The organism is Comamonas sp. 17RB (genome assembly GCF_030056555.1).
In the GTDB taxonomy this organism is placed as follows: domain Bacteria; phylum Pseudomonadota; class Gammaproteobacteria; order Burkholderiales; family Burkholderiaceae_C; genus Comamonas; species Comamonas terrigena.
Genome location: NZ_JASHHY010000008.1, coordinates 123,505 through 141,102 on the forward strand (window position 1 = coordinate 123,505; position 17,598 = coordinate 141,102).

A 17,598-nucleotide genomic window follows, 5' to 3' on the forward strand; every position below is an offset into this window, starting at 1 on the left:
CATGCCTGCAACCGCCTTGCACTCACGCCGCCGGCGGAGCACCCAGAAACCGCAGCAAGCCGCTGCTGCGCTGGGTGGGGCTGGCAATGGCCGATGCCAGCAGCCCCGGCCCTTCAGACCACAGCGAAAACGCCTGGCGCGCGCGTGTGATGCCGGTGTAGACCAGCTCGCGGTTCAGCACATGGCCGCCCTGCGCGGCCAGCACCAGAGCGATGTGTTCGAACTCCGAGCCCTGACTTTTGTGCACCGTCATCGCAAACGCCGTCTCCACCTGCGCCAGCCGCGCGGTGCTGACGGCATGCAATTGCTCGCCTTGCGCGAAGTAGACGCGCAAGCGCGAAGAATCGGCCCAGCTGGGCAGCGCCATGCCGATGTCGCCGTTGGACACGCCCAGCTGCGCGTCATTGCGCGTCACCATCACCGGGCGGCCCAGGTACCACTCGCCATCCTTGCGCAGCAGGCCCTGCCGCTCCAGCACCTGCTCCACGGCACGGTTCAGCCCGGCCACGCCCCAATCGCCCTCGCGCACCGCACACAACAGGCGAAAGCGGTCGAATGCCGCCAGCACCGAACGCACCCAGTCCTGGTGCGCGGCCTCGCTGTCCCAGCGCACGGCACGCCCGGCCTGCAGCTGCCGGGCGTAGGCGGCATAGCCGGCCTGCGTACCCCGGCCCTGCACCGCCATGGCGGCAATGGCCGTGGCCGGACCGCCCTGGTGGGCCCACAGCGCACCGTCCTGCCCGCTGCGGGTCTGCTCCAGCAGCAACTGCTGCGCCTGCGCCGCATCGCCCGCATTGACGGCCTGCGCCAGTTGGCCGATGGGCCCGCCAAAACGCCGGCTTTCGCGCAGCATGACGGTGTGCTGGGCCAAGGGCATGGCGGCCTGCGCCGTGGTGAAGGCGGGCGCCATGGTCTGCCCCGCCACGCGCTGCGCGTAGGCCACGGTGTCGGGCAGGTAGCCGCCCTGCTGCGCGCCACGGCACAGGTCTCCCAGCACGGCGCCGGCCTCCACCGAGGCCAGCTGGTCCTTGTCGCCCAGCAGCACCAGCCGCGCGGTGGGCGGCAGCGCCTGCAGCACCGCCGCCATCATTTCCAGGTGCACCATGGACGCCTCATCGACGATGAGCACGTCCACATCCAGCGGGTGGCCTGCATGGTGGCGGAAATGCCGCGTGTCCGGCCGTGCGCCCAGCAGCGCGTGCAAGGTCCGGGCGGCGCCCATGCGCTGCACCAGCGTCTTCAGATCCAGTCCGGGCTGCACCGCATCGTGCAACTGCAGCAGTGCCGCATCGATGGACTGCTTGAGCCGCGCTGCCGCCTTGCCCGTGGGCGCCGCCAGCGCCACGCGCAGCTGCTGCGCATCGGGCGCCGTGGCAAACAGCAGCGCCAGCAGGCGCGCGGCGGTATAGGTCTTGCCCGTGCCCGGCCCCCCGGTGATGACCGACAGCCGCCCGCGCAGCGCCAGCGCACAGGCCAGTTTCTGCCAGTCCAGGGGGGCCTGCGGCTGTGGCGGCCCGAACAGCCGGTCCAGCCAGTGGCGCACAGCCGTGTCGTCCACGGCCTGGGCCTCCACCGCCGTGCGGCGGGCCAGGTGCTCGGCCACAGTGCGTTCGTAATCCCAGTAGCGGCGCAGATACAGCAGCGGTTCGGCGCCCGGCAGCAGCACCAGGGGCTGGCCGGCATCGGCGTCGCGCCCCACCACACGCACCACCGGGCTGCGCGCCAGTGCGGCCAGCCACGGCGCCACATCGGAGGGCAGCTGGGTCCACAGCGCCTGCTGCGCTGCCAATGCCTCGGCCGGCCAGGCCAGCACGCTGTTGGGCGCCTGCACCAGCGCCTGCAGCGGCAGGCAGCTGTGGCCGCGCCCTTCCATCTGCGCCAGCACAGCGGCCGCCACCAGCAAGGCCGGCTCGGCCGCCGCATCCTGGCTGTGCACAAAACGGGCCAGGGCCGTATCCAGCCGGCGCAGCAGGCCGGCATCGCTGAAACGGTCCAGCACCGTCAGGCTGTCGGCCACACTCAGTTCCGGCGCCGCAAACAGGTCCAGGGTCTGCACATCGCGCACGCGTTTGGCCTTCATGGCTGCACCTCCTCGCCCAGCTGGGCGTCCAGCGCATCCAGCAGGCGCAGCAGATCCGGGGACTGCGGCAGCACCTGCATGCCTTGTGTCACACCATCGATGCCGCGCAAAAAGTAATACAGCGCCCCGCCCAGCTGCTGCGCCGGCACATAGGCATCGCCCAGGCGGCTGCGCAGCAAGCGGTGCAGGGCCAGCAGGTAGAGGGCGGCCTGCACGTCATAGCGGTGCTCCAGCATGGCCTGCGCCAGGGCCTCGGCGCTGTAGGCACGGGCGTCCGCCCCCAGGTGGTTGGTTTTGTAGTCCAGCACCCAGTAGCGGCCCGCATGGCAGAACACCAGGTCGGCAAAGCCCATCAGCATGCCGTGCAGCTCCCGCTGCGGCAGCGCCGGGCGATCCATCCCGGGCAGGATGAACTGGCGGCACAGGGCGTCGATGCGTGGCGCCGACAGCTGCTGCACGGGCAGCCAGAACTCCATCTCGGCCAGCACCGCCCCCTCCTGGCCCAGCTGCGCCAGGCTGACCGGCAGCGGCACCAGCGGCTGGTGGACCACGGCACGCAGCCAGCGCAGCACATCCAGCCCCTGGTCCTTGCGGCCGGCGCGTTCACAGCGGCGCAGCAGCCGGGCTTCCAAATCGTCTGGCGCAGCGCCCTCGTCAGGTGGCGCTGGCGGCAGGGCAAAACCTTCGCCGGCCAGCCATTCCAGCTGGTCGTGCAGAAAATTCCCCACCACCGGGCCGCGCATGAAGCGGTGCCATACGGCAGCGGTCCCGGTGTCGGCGGAAGGCAAAGGCAGCCCCTCCAGCCCCAGGTCAGGCTGCGGTGGCGCGGCATCGCCGACCGTGGATGGCACTTCGTCATCGGCCGGGTGCAGCGCCACCACCGGCAGCACCGGCACGCTGGCGGCTGCCATGGCACGGGTCAGCGCCGAAAAGCTGCCAATGCCCCAGCGGCGGTCGAATTCCGCCGCATACGGCTGCGCCGGGCGCAAGGCCGGCGCAGCGGCCGGGGGCTGCCAGCGCTGCACCGCCGGCAGCTCGGCCGGAGCATCCACCACGCGGATCTCCGGGCAGCCCTGCGCCAGGGCCTGCAGCTGGGCCCGCCAGCCTTGCACGGAATGCACGGCATCGCCCGCCAGCACATAGCCGGCCGCACCCTGTTCGTTGACGCAGGCCTTGCCATTGCCGCGTTTCATCGGCGCCATGCCCATCCACAGTGCATGGCGTGGCCGGGTCAGCGCCACGTACAGCAGGCGCAGGTCTTCGCGCAGGCGCTCCTTGTCGGCCTGGGCCAGCTGGGCGCTGTCAAAGTCCAGCACCAATTCCCGCGCCGGCCCGGCTTCGCCCTGGACCGGCAGCGACAGATAGGCCGTGCCCCGCTTTTCCACCGCCCGGAAGCTGCCTGCGAACGGCAGGCAGACCACGGGATACTCCAGCCCCTTGCTCTTGTGCACGGTCACCACCTTGACCAGATCGGCATCGCTTTCCAGCCGCACGATCTGCGCCTCACCGCCGCCGCCCGGGCTGTCGACCTCGGTGGCCAGCCAGCGGATCAGGGCCTGCTCGCCTTCCAACTGGGCGCTGGCCGTCTGCAGCAGCTCGGCCAGGTGCAGGTAGTTGGTCAGCCGCCGCTCGCCCCCGATGCTGGCCAGCCAGCGGGCCGGCAGCTGGAAGCGGTACAGCGTCTGCCGCAGCATGGCCAGCACCCCTTGGCGCAGCCAGATGCCATGTAGCTCCTTGAGCTGTTCGCTGTGGGCGTCGAAAGCCTCTTCATCGGCGGCCAGCTGGGCCAGGGCTTCCAGCGACCAGCCCATCAGCCGGGTGGCCAGGCCCGCGCGCACGGCCAGGGCATCCAGCGGTGCGGCCACGGCACGCAGCCAGTACAGCAGGTCCTGTGCCTCGTCGCTGGCGAACACCGAGTCCTGGTCCGACAGATAGACCGAGGCCACGGCGCGCTGCGCCAGCGCGCGGCGCACGGCCGCCGCCTCTTTGCCGGTGCGCACCAGCACCGCGATATCGGCCGGGCGCAGGCGCTGCAAAGGCTGACCGCCCTCGGCATAGCCGGTGGAGGCATCCATCAGCCAGCGCACGATCTGGTCGGCGCAATGCACGGCAAAACGCCGGCGGATGGCATCGCTGCTCAGCGGCTCCGCGCTGACCTCGCCATCCCAGACCACGGTCAGCGCGGGCATCGGGGCATTGCCTTGCATCAGCACCTCGCGCCGGCCCTGGGCGGCCACCGGCTCGAACGGCAAGGGGTTCTGGGTGCTGCTGGTGCGGAACATGAAAGCACCTTCGCCCGGGCGCTGCTCCGCACCGGCAAACCAATGGTTGACGGCCCGCACCAGCGCCTGGGTGGAACGGTAGTTGGTGCCCAGCACATAGTGCCGCCCGGCCGTGGCCTGCCGCGCCTGCAGGTAGCTGTAGATGTCGGCACCGCGAAAGCCGTAGATGGACTGCTTGGGATCGCCAATCAGCAGCAGTGCACTGTCTGCGCTGTTGTCCCGGGTGCGGTAGATCTGGTCGAACAGCCGGTACTGCAGCGGCGAGGTGTCCTGGAACTCGTCGATCAACGCCACCGGGTACTGGGCCTGGATGCTGGCACGCAAGGCAGGCCCGTTGTCGCCGGCCAGTGCCGTGTCCAGGCGCTGCAGCATGTCGGCAAAGCCGAAGGTGCCGGCCTGCTGCTTGAGCCATTGCAGGCGCTGCTGCACCTGGGCCGCCGCATGCAGGCGCAAGCTGCTGCGCAGGCTGGGCAGCTGCGCCAGGGCCTGCAGCACCTCGGCCAGTTCCTGCGATGACGGCGGCAGATCCACCGGCGCATCGCCCTTGCGCGCCTCCTCCAGACCGGCGGGCACCAGCCGGGTGGCCCCGGTTTTCAGCTGCGCCGCCAGATCCGGGTGGGGCGCTGCGGCCCACAGGCGCACCGTCTGCAGCCAGCCCTTGTAGTTGGAAGGCTTGAGCTTCAGCCCGTTCCAGGCGGCTTTGTGGTGGGCCAGCTGGCCGTCCAGCCAGTCTTCCAGATCCTGTGCCTTTTGCTCCCAGCCGGCGGCCAGGGTCTGCAAGGTCTGTGTCTGCTGCGCCTGGGCAGCGGCAATGCAGGCCGCCAGCGTGCCCGCCCCGGCCGCCGGTGGCACGGGCTCGCGCAGCAAGGCCTGCATATCGGCCACCAGTGCGCCCACATGGGGCCACACGGCCAGGGCCTGTTCCAGCAGCTCGCCCGACAGCGGGTAGCACTGCTGGCGCCAGTAGTCCTGGGCGGCTTCGATCTGGCGCTGGCTTTCATCCGGCTCCAGCACTTCATCGAACAGATTGCCGCTGTCGAACGCGTGTTCGCGCAGCATGCGCTGGCACCAGGCATCGATGGTGTGGATGGCCGCGTCATCCATGCACTGCGCCGCCATGTCCAGCCGCCAGGCCGCCTGCTCGCGCACGACCCCTAACGGGTAGGCATCACGCAGCTCCCGCAGGAACTGGTCGTGCGCCGCCGGTTCGGCCTCGCCGCGGAAGCACTGCACGGCCTGGATCAGACGCGCCCGGATGCGGTCCGACAGCTCGCGCGTGGCCGCCCGGGTGAAGGTCATCACCAGAATGTCGGGCGGCATCAGCGGCCGCACAAAGCCCTGCTCTCCGCCATGGCCCAGCACCAGGCGCAGGTACAGCGCGGCAATGGTCCAGGTCTTGCCGGTGCCGGCGCTGGCCTCGATCAGGCGCGATCCCCACAGCGGAAAGCGGATGGCGTCCAGCACATGGCCGGTGGACGTGGAAGATATGTTCACGTTGCTCATGCGGACGGCTCCCCAGCGTGCACGCCATGCGTGAACCCATCAACCCACAGGCCGGTGCTGCTCCAGTCCAGCAGCGGCCCATAGGCGGCCAGCGCCAGGGTCTCCAGCGCCCCGCTGGCCAGCAGCTCGTCCCAGCCTGGGTAGCAGCGCGCCCAGCTCGGGTCCTGGCATTCGCCATCCAGCACATGGCTGCCGGCATAGGCCTGCTCGGCCGCCTGCAGATCGCCGGCGGCCACCGCCATGGCGGTGCGCAGGGGCAAGGGCAGCGGTGCACTCTGGCCTTGCAGCCACAGCTGCATCAGCTGCTGCAGCTGGTCCTGGGCGTCGGCCTGGGCCATGGGCAGCGCCCACAGCACCGTGTCGCGGGCCACCACACAGCCCAGCGCCGGGCTGCCCGTGGCCGACAGCGCCAGACTGCGCACATAAAAGCCCAGCAGCTTGTCGGGCCGCACCGCCCCTTCTTTGTCCAGCAGCGTGCGCGGATCCATGGCAAACCAGGCCTGGTCGAAATGCCCGCCCCGTTCGCCGTCCCCGATGGGAATGGCATCGGGCCGTTGCCGCAGGCCGTCCAGCCAGTCGTCCAGCACCACCTCGCCTTCGCGCAGCAGCACCCGTTGCCGGGGCGCGGTCTGCGGCCAGTCCTGCATCAAAGCCTGCCAGCAGCGCAGCGAGGGGATGACCTGCTGCTGCAGGGCCTCGGCCTCGCGCGCGCCCAGCCCCGCCAGCGGCAGGCGACCGGCACGCGCCAGCCGCTGCACCTGCAGGGCCACCTGCTGCGGCACATCCACCGGTGCAGCACCGGCCATCAAGGCCACCACATCCTGCTGCAGCTGCTGCACCAGCTGGTAGGCGGTCAGGCCATCCACCTGGAACAGCTCGTCGTCCACCACCACCTCGTCTTCCTGCTCAAAGCGCACCAGCAACCGGTGGCGCAGAAACGCCCGGGCGGGATGGCGCAGAAAGTCCGCCAGGCGCGCCAGATTCAAGGGCACGTCCGGGTCCAGTTCCAGTGGCGGCATGCCGGGTGCCGTGGCGGCACTGTCCGCGGCATGGGCCGCATGCCATTCCCGGGCATAGGTGTGCAGCGGCGAGCCATCCTCGAAATAGCGGCGACTGAAAGGCTGCAACGGGTGTTGCCGGGTGCGCTGCGCCAGCAAATCCCCTTCCGCCGCGGCATCGCCCTGCCAGCCCTGTGCCAGGTAGTCCCGCAGCTGGGACACCAGCACCGACGGCGGCTGCTCGCTGTTGTCGCGCACATGGCGCCCGGCCCAGCTGATGTACAGCATGCGGCGCGCGGACAGCAGTGCATCCAGCATCAGCTGGCGGTCGTCATCGCGCCGGGCGCGGTCGCCCGGGCGTTGCTGCTGGGGCTGGGCCATCAGGTCGAAATCGGACCGGCTGGCGCGGCGCGGATAGTCGCCGTCGTTCATGCCCAGCAGGCACACCACCTCGAACGGGATGGCGCGCATGGGCATCAGCGTGCAGAAGGTGACGCCACCGGCGCGGAAACGCTGCTCCAGCGCCGGCTCGGACAGCGCCTGCAACCAGGCCTCCTGCGCCACCACCAGCGGCAGGTCGGCCTCGAATCCGGCCTGCTCGCACGCGGTCTGCCAGCGCACCAGGGCCTGGTCCAGCGCGGCCAGCAAGGCCTGGTCTTCATCGCTGTGGCTGCGGAAGAAGTCCTCCAGCAGCATGCGAAAGCGCTGGGCCCACACCGCCGGCGCGGCGGGTTGCTGCGCCGTCTGCCACCATTGCAGCATGCGCTGCAGCAGGCTGGCCAGGCTGCCGGCCAGCTCGGCGCTCAGCCCCCCCACTTCATCGTAGGGTTCGATCCCGGAGAATGCCTGGGCCGGTACATCCACGGCCCCGCCACTGGCGTAACCCAGCAGCATGCGCTGCAGGCCGAACCAGGCACTGTTGGGGTCTCCGCAGGCCTGCAGCCCCAGCTGGGCACGCTGGGCATGGTTCAGCCCCCAGCGGATGCCCGCCCCGGCCATCCACTGCGTGAGCTGGGGCAGTGCATCGGCCGCCAGCCCCATGCGATCGGCCACGGCCGGCACATCCAGCAGGTCGCACAGCTCGCTCAGGCGGCAACGCTGCTGCGGCAGGTGCAGCAGCCATTGCAGGGCCGTGACCAGCGGGCTGCTGGCGCGTGCCCCCACATCGGCAATGTCGAACGGGATATGGCGCGCATCGTGGCGGCCGTACTGGCCGAACACGGCGCGCACCGCCGGCGCGGCCTCTTCAATCGACGGCAGCATGACCACCACATCGCGCGGTGCCAGCGCGGCCTGGCCTGCACCCGGCGGCTGGGCCAGCAGCTGCAGCAACTGGTCGTGCAGCACCTCCAGCTCCCGCACCAGGCCGTGCGCGGTGTGAAACACGATGGAACGGTCGCTGGCCGCAATCGCCAGCGGCGGGTGCTCCGCCAGCGGCACCAGGTCGCGGATGCGCTGCTGCACCTGGGTCAGCAACGGTGCCTGGGCCAGGTCCTGGGCGTCGGCTTCGTCGTACACATCCACCCGCGGCCAGTTCCATTGGGCGGCGGTGCTGCTGGTGGTGTCGAAGGCATCCAGCTGGCGCACATAGTCCCGGCTTTGCCGGGCCCACGCGGCCAGCAGCGGGTGGGCATGGGCGTGCATGGCTTCCAGCGGGATCTGCGCCAGATCGCGCCCGTCCTTGTGCGCATGGCGGCGGCGTTCCTGGCGCAGCAGCTCGCGCCCGTCGATGGCATCGGCCCAGTGAAAACGGCAGGGATTGGGCACCGCAATCAGCACCTGGCTGTGCTGCGCAATCCCGCTCAGAAACTGCATCAGCGACAGCGGCATCTGGCCCATGCCGAACACCACCACGCGGCGCGCCAGCGGACTCACCGGCGGCTGACCGGATTGCAATGCGCCCAGCACCCGCGCCAGCAGCGCCGGGCGGGTGGCGGCACGTTCATGCGGCTCCAGCTCTGCCAGCACCGCACGCCACAGCGCCGGCTGCCACTGCTGCACGGCGGGCACGGGCACATCCGGGCGGCCCGGGTTGCGCAGCACATCCTGCCCTGCCGCCCAGGCCTCCAGCCAGTCGGCACGGTAGATCTGGTACTGGTCGTACAGGTCGGCCAGGCGCTCGGCGAGCTGCAGCAGGCGCTGGGGTTCGCCGGGGCGCAGAAAATTGGCAATGGGGGCGAATTCCGGCAGCGCCAGGCATTGGGGCAGCAGGCGCATCAGCCGCCAGGTCATCGGCGTCTTGTCCAGTGGCGATTCACGGGGCACCGCATCCTTGCCCAGTATCTGGCGGTAGCTGCGCCAGACAAAGCGCGCCGGCAGCTCGACCCGCGCGGCGGCACAGACTCCCAGCGTGTCGGCCATGCGCATCTTGAACCACTCGGCCATGCCATTGCTTTGCACCAGCACGGTCTCGGGCTCCAGCGCCTGCAGCGGGTGCGCCGCCAGCCACGCCAGCACCGTATCGGCCAGGGCCTCGGTCTGGTTGCCGTGCAGGGCAATCAGGCCCGGCTGCCATGCTGTGTCTGGTGCTTGCTGCGCTGCTGCCACATGCTCTCCTGCAGATGCCAGCAGGCCCCTGCGTGCTGGTCAAAGCCGAGAGCTTACCGTGTCCAGCGCGCTGGCCGGGCCGGGTGCGCCAGCGCACCGCCCCCTGCCACAGCCCCGCAGTGGCGCCTCAGCGCAGCAGACCCAGCCCCGCGACGGCCAGCACCGCGCAGACCGTGGCCACGGTGCCCAGCTGGCGCGGTGCATAGGTCAGCATCAGGCCGGTGAACAGGGCCGCGAACGTCAGCACGCCCAGCCATGCGGCCACCGCCACCGACAGGCCCCAGCCGTGCAGGCACACCAGCAGCGAACCCAGCAGCAAGGCGGTACCGACCGCCCGCCACAGCCACATGCCGCGGATGCCGAGCTCCTTGCCCAGCATCTGCTCATGGTGGCGCTCCATGGCCAGGCCAAGGGCCGCAAACGCGGGCACGCCCCACAACAACGCAATCCAGGTGTTCATGGCTGTTGCTCCGGCGCTTGCAGCGCAGTCTTGGGCAGTGCCGAACCACCGGATGCCACCGCTGCGGGCTTGGCCGGCTGCGCCGCACGCTGGCGTCGCCACAGCTGGTAGACCACCGCGGCGTGCAGCAGCGCCAGCGCCCACATCATCAAATCAAAGCCGGCCACGCTCCACTGCCCGCGGGCCAGGGTGTGCCACAGGCCTGCGCCGCCCGTGGCGGCATTGAGCAGCGGCAGCGCGGCAAATGCCACCGCCGCCAGCGCCAGCTGTTCCAGCCACGCCTTGGCATGGGGGCGCAGCGCCGCATGCACCAGGCAGGCCAGCCAGATGCCGAAGAACCAGTGGATCTCGGCTTCCGCGCGTTCGGCGATGCCGACCGGCACCCAGCGGTTGGCCACAAAGTAGCCCGCAACCGCCACGGACAGACCGGCGATCGAGGCCACGTTCAGCACCTCGACCAGGCGATGGCCCCTGGGTGTGAAACCGCGCTTGCGGCGTTCCGGCAGGCGTTTGACCACCCACAGCACCATGCCGGTGGCCGCCATCAGCGTGCCCACCACCCCGGACAGAAACAGCAGCCAGCGCACGGCCGGGTCGGCAAAGCGCCCCAGGTGCAGCCCGGACACGCTGCCGATGAAGGTGTTGATGGCCGACGGCACGCGCGGCGCGGGTGCGTCCTGGAGCTGGCCGGTCACCCCGTCAAACACCAGGCGCTGGCCGCTGCCGCGGTTGCTCAGGCTGGAAGAGCCCTCTTCCCGCAGCTCCACCTTGGCACGGGCGGTATGGGGGTTTTGCACCGTGATGGCAGCCACGCCGCGCCCCTGCCACTGGGCCTGTGCGGCCTGCAGCATGGGGCCCAGTGGCGCCAGTGCGACCGGACCGGCGTCTGCCTGCCCCGCACGCCCTTCACGGCCCTCGCGTCCCTCATGCCCGGCTTCGCGGGCACCGCCCTGCGGCGGCGCGTTCTGCACCACACCGCGCCGTTCCGCATTGAAGCGCTGGGTATCGCCGTCATACACGGCATGCACGCCCCAGGGCATCAGCATGGTCATCAGCAGCAACAGGCCGCTGAAGGTGATGACGATGTGAAACGGCAGCGCCAGCACGGCCGTGGCATTGTGCGCATCCAGCCAGGAGCGCTGTCCCTTGCGCGGGCGGAAGGTGAAGAAGTCGGTGAAGATCTTCTTGTGCGTGATCACGCCGCTGAGGATGGCCACCAGCATCACGAACGTGGCGATGCCCACAATCCAGCGCCCCCAGATCCGGGGCATGGCATACAGCTCGAAATGGAAGCGGTACAGAAAGCTGCCGCCACGTGTTTCGCGCACGGGAATCACTTCTCCCGTGGCCGCATCCAGATAGGCCCGCTGCAGCCCTTCACGCCCCTGCGGAGCCCCCTGCGGGCGCCAGGACACGGCCACCGCCGTCTGCCGCACACTGGGCAGGCTGATGGTCCAGGTGCTGGCATCCGGCGCCAGCTTCTGCATGCCCGCCAGCGCCTTTTCCGCCGTGTCGGCCTGGGGCACGGACACATGCAGCTCGGGGCGCATCCAGTCGTTCACCTCGTCCACAAAGTAGCTCAGGGTGCCGGTGAAGAACACGGCGTAGAGCAGCCAGCCCAGCAGCAGTCCGCTCCAGGTGTGGAACCACGACATCGACTGGCGCAGGCCTTCAGGTTTGCCGTCCAGCCTCATGCCTGGCCTCCCGACAGCAGCCATGCGGCGGCCACCAGCAGCGCGGTGCCCCCGCCGATGACGGCACACACCTTGCGCGTGCTGCCGCAGGCAAACGCCCACAGCACCACCACGGCATACACCACGAACGACAGCACGGTGGACCACATCACGGCATCCATCCGGGACAGGGACAGCCATTGCACCGCGGCCAGACCGGCTGCGGCGGCCCAGGCTGCGCTCAGGGCATAGCCCCCGCCCAGCGCGAGCACCGCGCGCAGCAACACTTCCCCACGGTAGCGCCACATCGGCGCCAGCGGCACCTGCTTGCCGGCCGGGGCACTCACCGCAGGCCTCCGCGCACCCGGTGTGGCACCGTCATTCCTCGATGGCCCAACCCGGCCCCCTGGTGTGGCTGCACTTGCACGACCATTCCTCACAAACTGCAAATAATAATTATTCTTATTTTAAGTATTTACCCCTGGAGACACACCCGGCTTCAGCACCGATACGACACCGTTTACCGGAGATTTACGAGGCCACCACCGTCCGGGGCCACGGAAGGCGCCATGCAAAAAGCCCCAGACCATGGCTGATCTGGGGCTTTGTATCTGGTGGCCTGGGACGGAATCGAACCGCCGACACAAGGATTTTCAATCCTCTGCTCTACCGACTGAGCTACCGGGCCGCATGGGGGCAATTATAGGGCCTGCCGAAGGCCTTTTCGGCCAGTTTCGCGGCGCAATGCACAGGGATGCGCAACGCGGAACTTCGGCATGAAAAAAGCGGAAGGTTTGCACCGTCCGCTTTTTCAATTTTGGTGGCCTGGGACGGAATCGAACCGCCGACACAAGGATTTTCAATCCTCTGCTCTACCGACTGAGCTACCGGGCCTGAAGCTCTCGATTATATACACAAATTTGGGGCCGCCAGGAAAGTTGCGCCAAATTCTTCAACCATTGCGTTTGTTGCGGCCCAGGTCCACGCCCAGCTGGCGCAGCTTGCGGTAAAGGTGGGTACGTTCCAGCCCGGTCTTTTCAGCCACGCGCGTCATCGAGCCGCCTTCGCGCGCCAGGTGGAATTCGAAATAGGCTTTCTCGAAACCATCCCGCGCTTCGCGCAAGGGACGGTCCAGATCGAAGCCCTGGTGCGCACTGAGTGCCGCGTCATGCAGGCCGGCGCGGCTGGACAGCGGCGCCACCATGCTGGGCACGGCGGCAGACGCCGGCAGATCGCTGCCGCCCATGTCGCGGCGTTCGACATACACCGTGGGTGCCGAGGCGGCAGGCGCAGGCGCGCTGCCCGCCTTGGCCAGCCCCTGCTCCACCGCCTTGAGCAGCTTCTGCAAGGTGATGGGCTTTTCCAGGAAGGACTGCGCCCCGATGCGCGTGGCTTCCACGGCCGTATCGATGGTGGCATGGCCACTCATCATGATGACGGGCATGGTCAGCTGCCCGGCCGTGGCCCACTCCTTCAGGAGGGAAACGCCATCGGTATCGGGCATCCAGATGTCCAGCAGGACCAGATCGTACGAACTCGCGTTGCGGGCCTCCCGGGCCTGGGTCGCGTTCTCCGCCAGGTCCACACTGTGACCCTCGTCGTTGAGGATTTCCGACAACAGATCGCGGATCCCCAGTTCGTCGTCGACCACCAGTATGTTTGCCATGTGTCTTGAAGCCTATGTACTGCGGTGCGCGGTCGCCATCCCTTCTGACGCCGCAGCGTTGTTTTCAGGGACGAATGATAGCGACACTTGTGCACCTTGCGCCACGCCCTCTTCGGTGCGGTTGGCCAAATCGATGCGAGCCCCATGCTCATCTGCAATTTTCTTGACCACGGCCAAGCCCAAACCCGTGCCCCGTGCCTTGGTTGTCACATAGGGCTCGAAGGCACGCTGCAGGATATGGGGAGGAAAGCCCCCGCCGCTGTCGCTGATGGTCAACCGCACCCGGCGTGCGGTTTCCAGCCACTGGGTGCTGATGCGCACCGGCGGTGGTGCCACGCCCAGATTCTGGGCGTGCTGCTCGGTCGCGTCCTGGGCGTTTTGCAACAGGTTGTGGATGACCTGGCGCAGCTGCTGAGCATCGCCGGCAATGCGCGGGCATTGGGGGTCCAACTCCACCTTCACCGGGACGCGGGCATTCTCTTCGCCGTAGAGGTGCATCACGTCCTGCACCAGGCCGTTCAGGTCCAGCGCCTGCAGCTCGGCCGCGGGCAGGCGCGCATAGTCGCGGAATTCATTGACCAGCCGCTTCATCGCGCCCACCTGCTCGACGATGGTGCGCACCGATTTCTGCAGCAGCGCCTGTTCGGCTTCCGGCAGCTTGCCCGACAGCTTCATGTCCAGGCGTTCCGCCGACAGCTGGATCGGGGTCAGCGGATTCTTGATCTCGTGGGCCACGCGCCGCGCCACTTCGCCCCAGGCCTGGGAACGCTGGGCCGAGACGATTTCGGAAATATCGTCGAACACCAGCAGCCGGCGCTGGCCGGGCAGCTCGGCCCCGCGCACCACCAGGCTGGTCTTGTCGTGCAGCACTTCGCCGGCACGCGGGCCATCGGCCTGGTCACCAGCGCCCAGCTCGAACACCAGCTGCCAGCGCTCGCGCCCCATGGAGGCGCCCTGCTCGCCCAGGAACAGCGCAAACTGCTCCTGCACCATGGCCGCAAAGCCCTGCAGCCCCGGCAGCTCGCTCAGCGCATCGCCCAGGTGCGCCGCCATCGGCAGGCGCAGGATCCGGGTCGCACCCGGGTTGGTCGACAGCACGCGCCCCTGTGCATCCAGCACCAGCACCCCGGAGGTCAGATTGTCCAGAATGGTCTGCAGATTGGTGCGTGCGGACTGCACCTCCACCATGCTTTTGTCTACCGCCGTGCGGGCATCGGCCAGCTGCTGCGTCATCAGCGCAAACGACCGGGTCAGTCCCCCCAGCTCGTCATTGGTCTGCAGCACGGCCTTGGGCCGCAGATCGCCCTGGGTCACATCGCGCACGCCCTGGGCCAGCAGCAGCAGCGGACGGGCCAGCTGGTTGCCCAGCAGCACCGCCAGCACCACGGTGCCGAACACGGCCAGGAACAGCGACAGCGTCAGGGTGCCGATGTACATGCTGCGCAGGCCTTCACGGGCCAGCGCACGCTCCTGGTACTCCCGGTTGGCACCCTGCACGGCCAGGGCATTGGTCACCAGGGCCTGGGGCAAGGGCAGCACCACCTGCAGATAGCGGGGCTCTTCCAGCAGGCCCACGCTGGGGTTGCTCACCAGCGCCAGCGTGCGCACCCGCACCTGCTGCACCGCCTGGGCATCGTTGGGGTTGATATCGTCCAGGCCTTCAATGGTGGCCAGCGGCCGCTGGCTGCGCACGGTCCGCAGCTGCTGGCTGCTGGGCCGCTCGGGCTGCAGTGCAAACAAGGACTGCCCTGCCGTGCCCACGGCCTTGCCGTTGCTGTTCCACAGCACCACATCGCTGGCCCCCAACTGGTCGCGGATGCGCTCCAGGATCAGCCCTGCCGCCGCATCCGGCACCTGGACCAGCTGCGCACTGGCCGTGCGCGTGTTGTTGGCCATGTCCTGGGCCACCGTCTCCAGTGTCACGCTGGCCAGGCTGACGCCCGCAGACAGTGCCCCTTCCACCTTGACGTCAAACCAGCTCTCGATGGAGCGCGAGACGAACTGGTAGGACACCACATAGATCAGCAGGCCCGGCACCAGGCCCGCAATGCCGAAAACCGCCGCCAGCTTGAGCAGCAGGCGGCTACCGAATTTCTTCTGCCGCCAGCGCACCAGCAGGCGCACCGCCATCCACAGCAGCACGCACAGCAGGATGCCGGCCACCAGCACGTTCAGGCCGAACAGCCACTGGTAGTGGCGCTCGTACAGCACCCGGTTGTTGGTGGCCAGCGTCAGCAGGAACAGCAGCACCATGCCGATGGCGCACATGACGGCAGCCACAATCCCCACGGTCCAGCGCACGGTACGCGCGCTGGGGGCATGCTTGCCGGCCGGCAGGGCCGCCGGCGCACCGGATTCAGTCGTCATCGCCATTCATGCGCGTCCACACGCTTGCTGCGGGATACCAGCATGCTCCAGCCGGAGCGCCCGAGATTGCCGATCTGCAGCGGCCGAGGCAGCTGCGCCGTGTCGATGCGCATCTGCAGCTCCAGTTGCAACTCGCCGCTGGAGGGCAGCTGCGACAGCTCGGCCACATTCCAACGGGTAATGCGCCGCAGCGCCGACATCGCGTCTTCCAGCGTATCAAAGGTCACACCCAGGGAGACGCCGCCTTGCCCCCGCTCGCTCAACGGGGATGCACCGGTGTACAGGCGCCAGCGGCGCGTCAGCGGCTGGTAGCTCAGTCGCATGTGGCGCTCCACCTCGGCCACCACCTTGTCGCTCCAGTACCAGCGCTCGCTGACCATGCGCACTTCCTGCACAAAGTGCACCGGAATGCCTTTGTACAAGGCGTCTTCCACCAGGGAAGGCAGCTCGAAATGCAGGGATGCGCTAAGCTGCAGCTTGTCGCCTGCCGGGCGCAGCAACAGGCCATCCACCGGCACGGCCGTGTCGGCCGCGGGCTCCAGCAGCAGCTCGGTGCTGGTCGCACTGGCCAGTGTCTGGGCCTGCGCGCCGGGCAACGCCCAGAACAGGGCCAACGCCAGCAGCAGTGCCCCGCACAGCTGCAGCGCGGCGACAAGGTCAGAGCGCCTTGGTAAACAGGGCGTAGAAAAAGCCGTCATGGTCACCTGCACCATTGTCCGGGAGTGCATCGCGGATCGGGGTGGTTCCGGGAATTAAATGCCCAGGCGATGGCTGATGTGTGGCATCAGTGTTGCGTGCAAGAAACGCTTTGACCTGCGCATCCCCCTCGGCCTTAAACACCGAACAGGTGCAATACAGCAGCCGCCCACCGGGTTGCACCAGGGGCCACAGGGTGTCCAGCAGCTGCGTCTGGATGGCTGCCAGCTGCGCCACATCGCTTTCGCGGCGCAGCCAGCGCACGTCCGGGTGGCGCCGCACAATGCCCGATGCAGTGCACGGGGCGTCCAGCAAGATGGCGTCGAACTTCTGCCCGCCATTGGCCTGCTGCCACCACTGTGCGGGCTGGCCGGCATCGGCCACCAGCACCTTGGCCTGCGCACCCACCCGCGCCAGCGTGTGGTGAATGCGTTCGGCGCGCTGCGCATCGACTTCCAGGGCAGTGACCTGCAGGGCCTCGCCTCCCAGCTCCAGCAGGTGGGCCGTCTTGCCCCCCGGCGCGGCGCAGGCATCCAGCACCTGCAAGGGCCGGGACAGGTCCAGACCGTGCAGCAGCAGGGGCGCGGCCAGCTGTGCGGCACCGTCCTGCACCGACACCACGCCCTCGGCAAAGCCGGGCAAGGCATCGACCGGCTGGGGCTTGGCCAGCTGCACGCCATGCGCGCCGAACACCGTCGCCTCCAGGTGGACGGCTTGCAGTGCACTCAGGTACTGCGCAGGCGTCGATTTCCGGGCATGCACCCGCAGCGCCATCGGTGCATGGGCGTTGTTGGCTTCCAGAATCTGCTGCCACTGCGCGGGGTATTCGCGCTGCAGGCGCTCGATCCACCAGCGCGGGTGGTTCCAGCGGGCCTGGGGGTCCGCGTCCGTCAGCGCCACCAGCGCATCGCGCTCGCGCAGAAAACGGCGCAGACAGGCATTGATGAAGCCGGCCTGCCGTGCAGCGGGGCCGCGCTTGGCCGCTTCCACCGCCTGGTTGACCAGCGTGAAGGGCGCATATGGTGCCTGGGCTTCATTCCACGCCAGCGCCAGTGCCGTGCACAGCAAGGCATCCACCCTGGGGGCCGGGGCCTTGGGCGCCAGCTGGGCGCGCAAGGCCTGGGCGCGGCCCAGATTGCGCAGCACCTGAAACAGCAGCGCCTGGACACCCGGGCGCAGCGCGGCCGGCACGGCCTGCAGCAGGCCGGTGCCCGATTGTCCGGCGCGGATGGCCTGCAAGGCCTGCGCCACCTGGTCCAGCAGCCGTGACAAGGCCACGGGCTGCGCCGGTTTTCCAGCAGCGCGGGAAGCAGATGAAGTCGTCAT

General features: G+C 68.9%; 10 protein-coding genes and 2 tRNA genes. All 12 read right to left on the bottom strand.

Translation table 11 applies throughout. The annotated features are described in order from the left end of the window. Positions 1 to 22 precede the first annotated feature (22 nt). Positions 23 to 2,080 (bottom strand): exodeoxyribonuclease V subunit alpha, encoded by a 2,058-nt coding sequence (recD, locus tag QM470_RS15200; RefSeq protein ID WP_283339852.1) that lies wholly within the window; start codon positions 2,078 to 2,080, stop codon positions 23 to 25. Continuing rightward, positions 2,077 to 5,865 (bottom strand): exodeoxyribonuclease V subunit beta, encoded by a 3,789-nt coding sequence (gene recB / locus QM470_RS15205; protein ID WP_283339853.1) that lies wholly within the window; start codon positions 5,863 to 5,865, stop codon positions 2,077 to 2,079. The genes recD and recB overlap by 4 nt, the downstream gene beginning before the upstream one ends. Then, a complete protein-coding gene (recC, locus tag QM470_RS15210) occupies positions 5,862 to 9,410 on the bottom strand; it encodes an exodeoxyribonuclease V subunit gamma (RefSeq protein WP_283339854.1) in 3,549 nt (1,182 codons plus the stop codon). Before recC ends, recB begins: the two co-directional genes overlap by 4 nt. A gap of 127 nt (positions 9,411 to 9,537) precedes the next feature. After that, the gene (locus tag QM470_RS15215; RefSeq protein WP_283339855.1) at positions 9,538 to 9,870 is read right to left on the bottom strand and encodes a DUF3325 domain-containing protein; all 333 of its coding nucleotides are present in this window, start codon (positions 9,868 to 9,870) and stop codon (positions 9,538 to 9,540) included. Continuing rightward, on the bottom strand, positions 9,867 to 11,564 hold the full coding sequence (locus QM470_RS15220; protein WP_283339856.1) for a PepSY-associated TM helix domain-containing protein: 1,698 nt from the start codon (positions 11,562 to 11,564) through the stop codon (positions 9,867 to 9,869). The genes QM470_RS15215 and QM470_RS15220 overlap by 4 nt, the downstream gene beginning before the upstream one ends. Beyond that, complete coding sequence (locus tag QM470_RS15225) at positions 11,561 to 11,890, bottom strand: iron transporter (RefSeq protein ID WP_283339857.1); 330 nt, start codon at positions 11,888 to 11,890, stop codon at positions 11,561 to 11,563. The genes QM470_RS15220 and QM470_RS15225 overlap by 4 nt, the downstream gene beginning before the upstream one ends. 265 nt (positions 11,891 to 12,155) lie before the next feature. Further along, a tRNA-Phe gene (locus QM470_RS15230) sits at positions 12,156 to 12,231 on the bottom strand. Positions 12,232 to 12,361: 130 nt separating this feature from the next. Then, a tRNA-Phe gene (locus QM470_RS15235) sits at positions 12,362 to 12,437 on the bottom strand. A 58-nt stretch (positions 12,438 to 12,495) separates the two neighbouring features. Then, a complete protein-coding gene (locus tag QM470_RS15240; RefSeq protein WP_283339858.1) occupies positions 12,496 to 13,209 on the bottom strand; it encodes a response regulator in 714 nt (237 codons plus the stop codon). Positions 13,210 to 13,221: 12 nt separating this feature from the next. Continuing rightward, complete coding sequence (locus tag QM470_RS15245; RefSeq protein ID WP_098066025.1) at positions 13,222 to 15,576, bottom strand: sensor histidine kinase; 2,355 nt, start codon at positions 15,574 to 15,576, stop codon at positions 13,222 to 13,224. Beyond that, a complete protein-coding gene (locus QM470_RS15250) occupies positions 15,573 to 16,274 on the bottom strand; it encodes a DUF4390 domain-containing protein (protein WP_083520657.1) in 702 nt (233 codons plus the stop codon). Before QM470_RS15250 ends, QM470_RS15245 begins: the two co-directional genes overlap by 4 nt. Beyond that, entirely contained in the window at positions 16,234 to 17,598 is a 1,365-nt protein-coding gene (gene rsmB, locus QM470_RS15255) for a 16S rRNA (cytosine(967)-C(5))-methyltransferase RsmB (RefSeq protein WP_283339859.1), read from the bottom strand. Before rsmB ends, QM470_RS15250 begins: the two co-directional genes overlap by 41 nt.

Excerpts from the sequence above, each read along its gene's own strand:
- QM470_RS15240 (WP_283339858.1), bottom strand. The coding sequence starts at position 13,209 with ATGGCAAACATACTGGTGGTCGACGACGAACTGGGGATCCGCGATCTG.
- QM470_RS15250 (WP_083520657.1), bottom strand. The coding sequence starts at position 16,274 with ATGACGGCTTTTTCTACGCCCTGTTTACCAAGGCGCTCTGACCTTGTC.
- recB (WP_283339853.1), bottom strand. The coding sequence starts at position 5,865 with ATGAGCAACGTGAACATATCTTCCACGTCCACCGGCCATGTGCTGGAC.
- QM470_RS15245 (WP_098066025.1), bottom strand. The coding sequence starts at position 15,576 with ATGACGACTGAATCCGGTGCGCCGGCGGCCCTGCCGGCCGGCAAGCAT.
- QM470_RS15215 (WP_283339855.1), bottom strand. The coding sequence starts at position 9,870 with ATGAACACCTGGATTGCGTTGTTGTGGGGCGTGCCCGCGTTTGCGGCC.
- QM470_RS15220 (WP_283339856.1), bottom strand. The coding sequence starts at position 11,564 with ATGAGGCTGGACGGCAAACCTGAAGGCCTGCGCCAGTCGATGTCGTGG.
- rsmB (WP_283339859.1), bottom strand. The coding sequence starts at position 17,598 with ATGACGACTTCATCTGCTTCCCGCGCTGCTGGAAAACCGGCGCAGCCC.
- recD (WP_283339852.1), bottom strand. The coding sequence starts at position 2,080 with ATGAAGGCCAAACGCGTGCGCGATGTGCAGACCCTGGACCTGTTTGCG.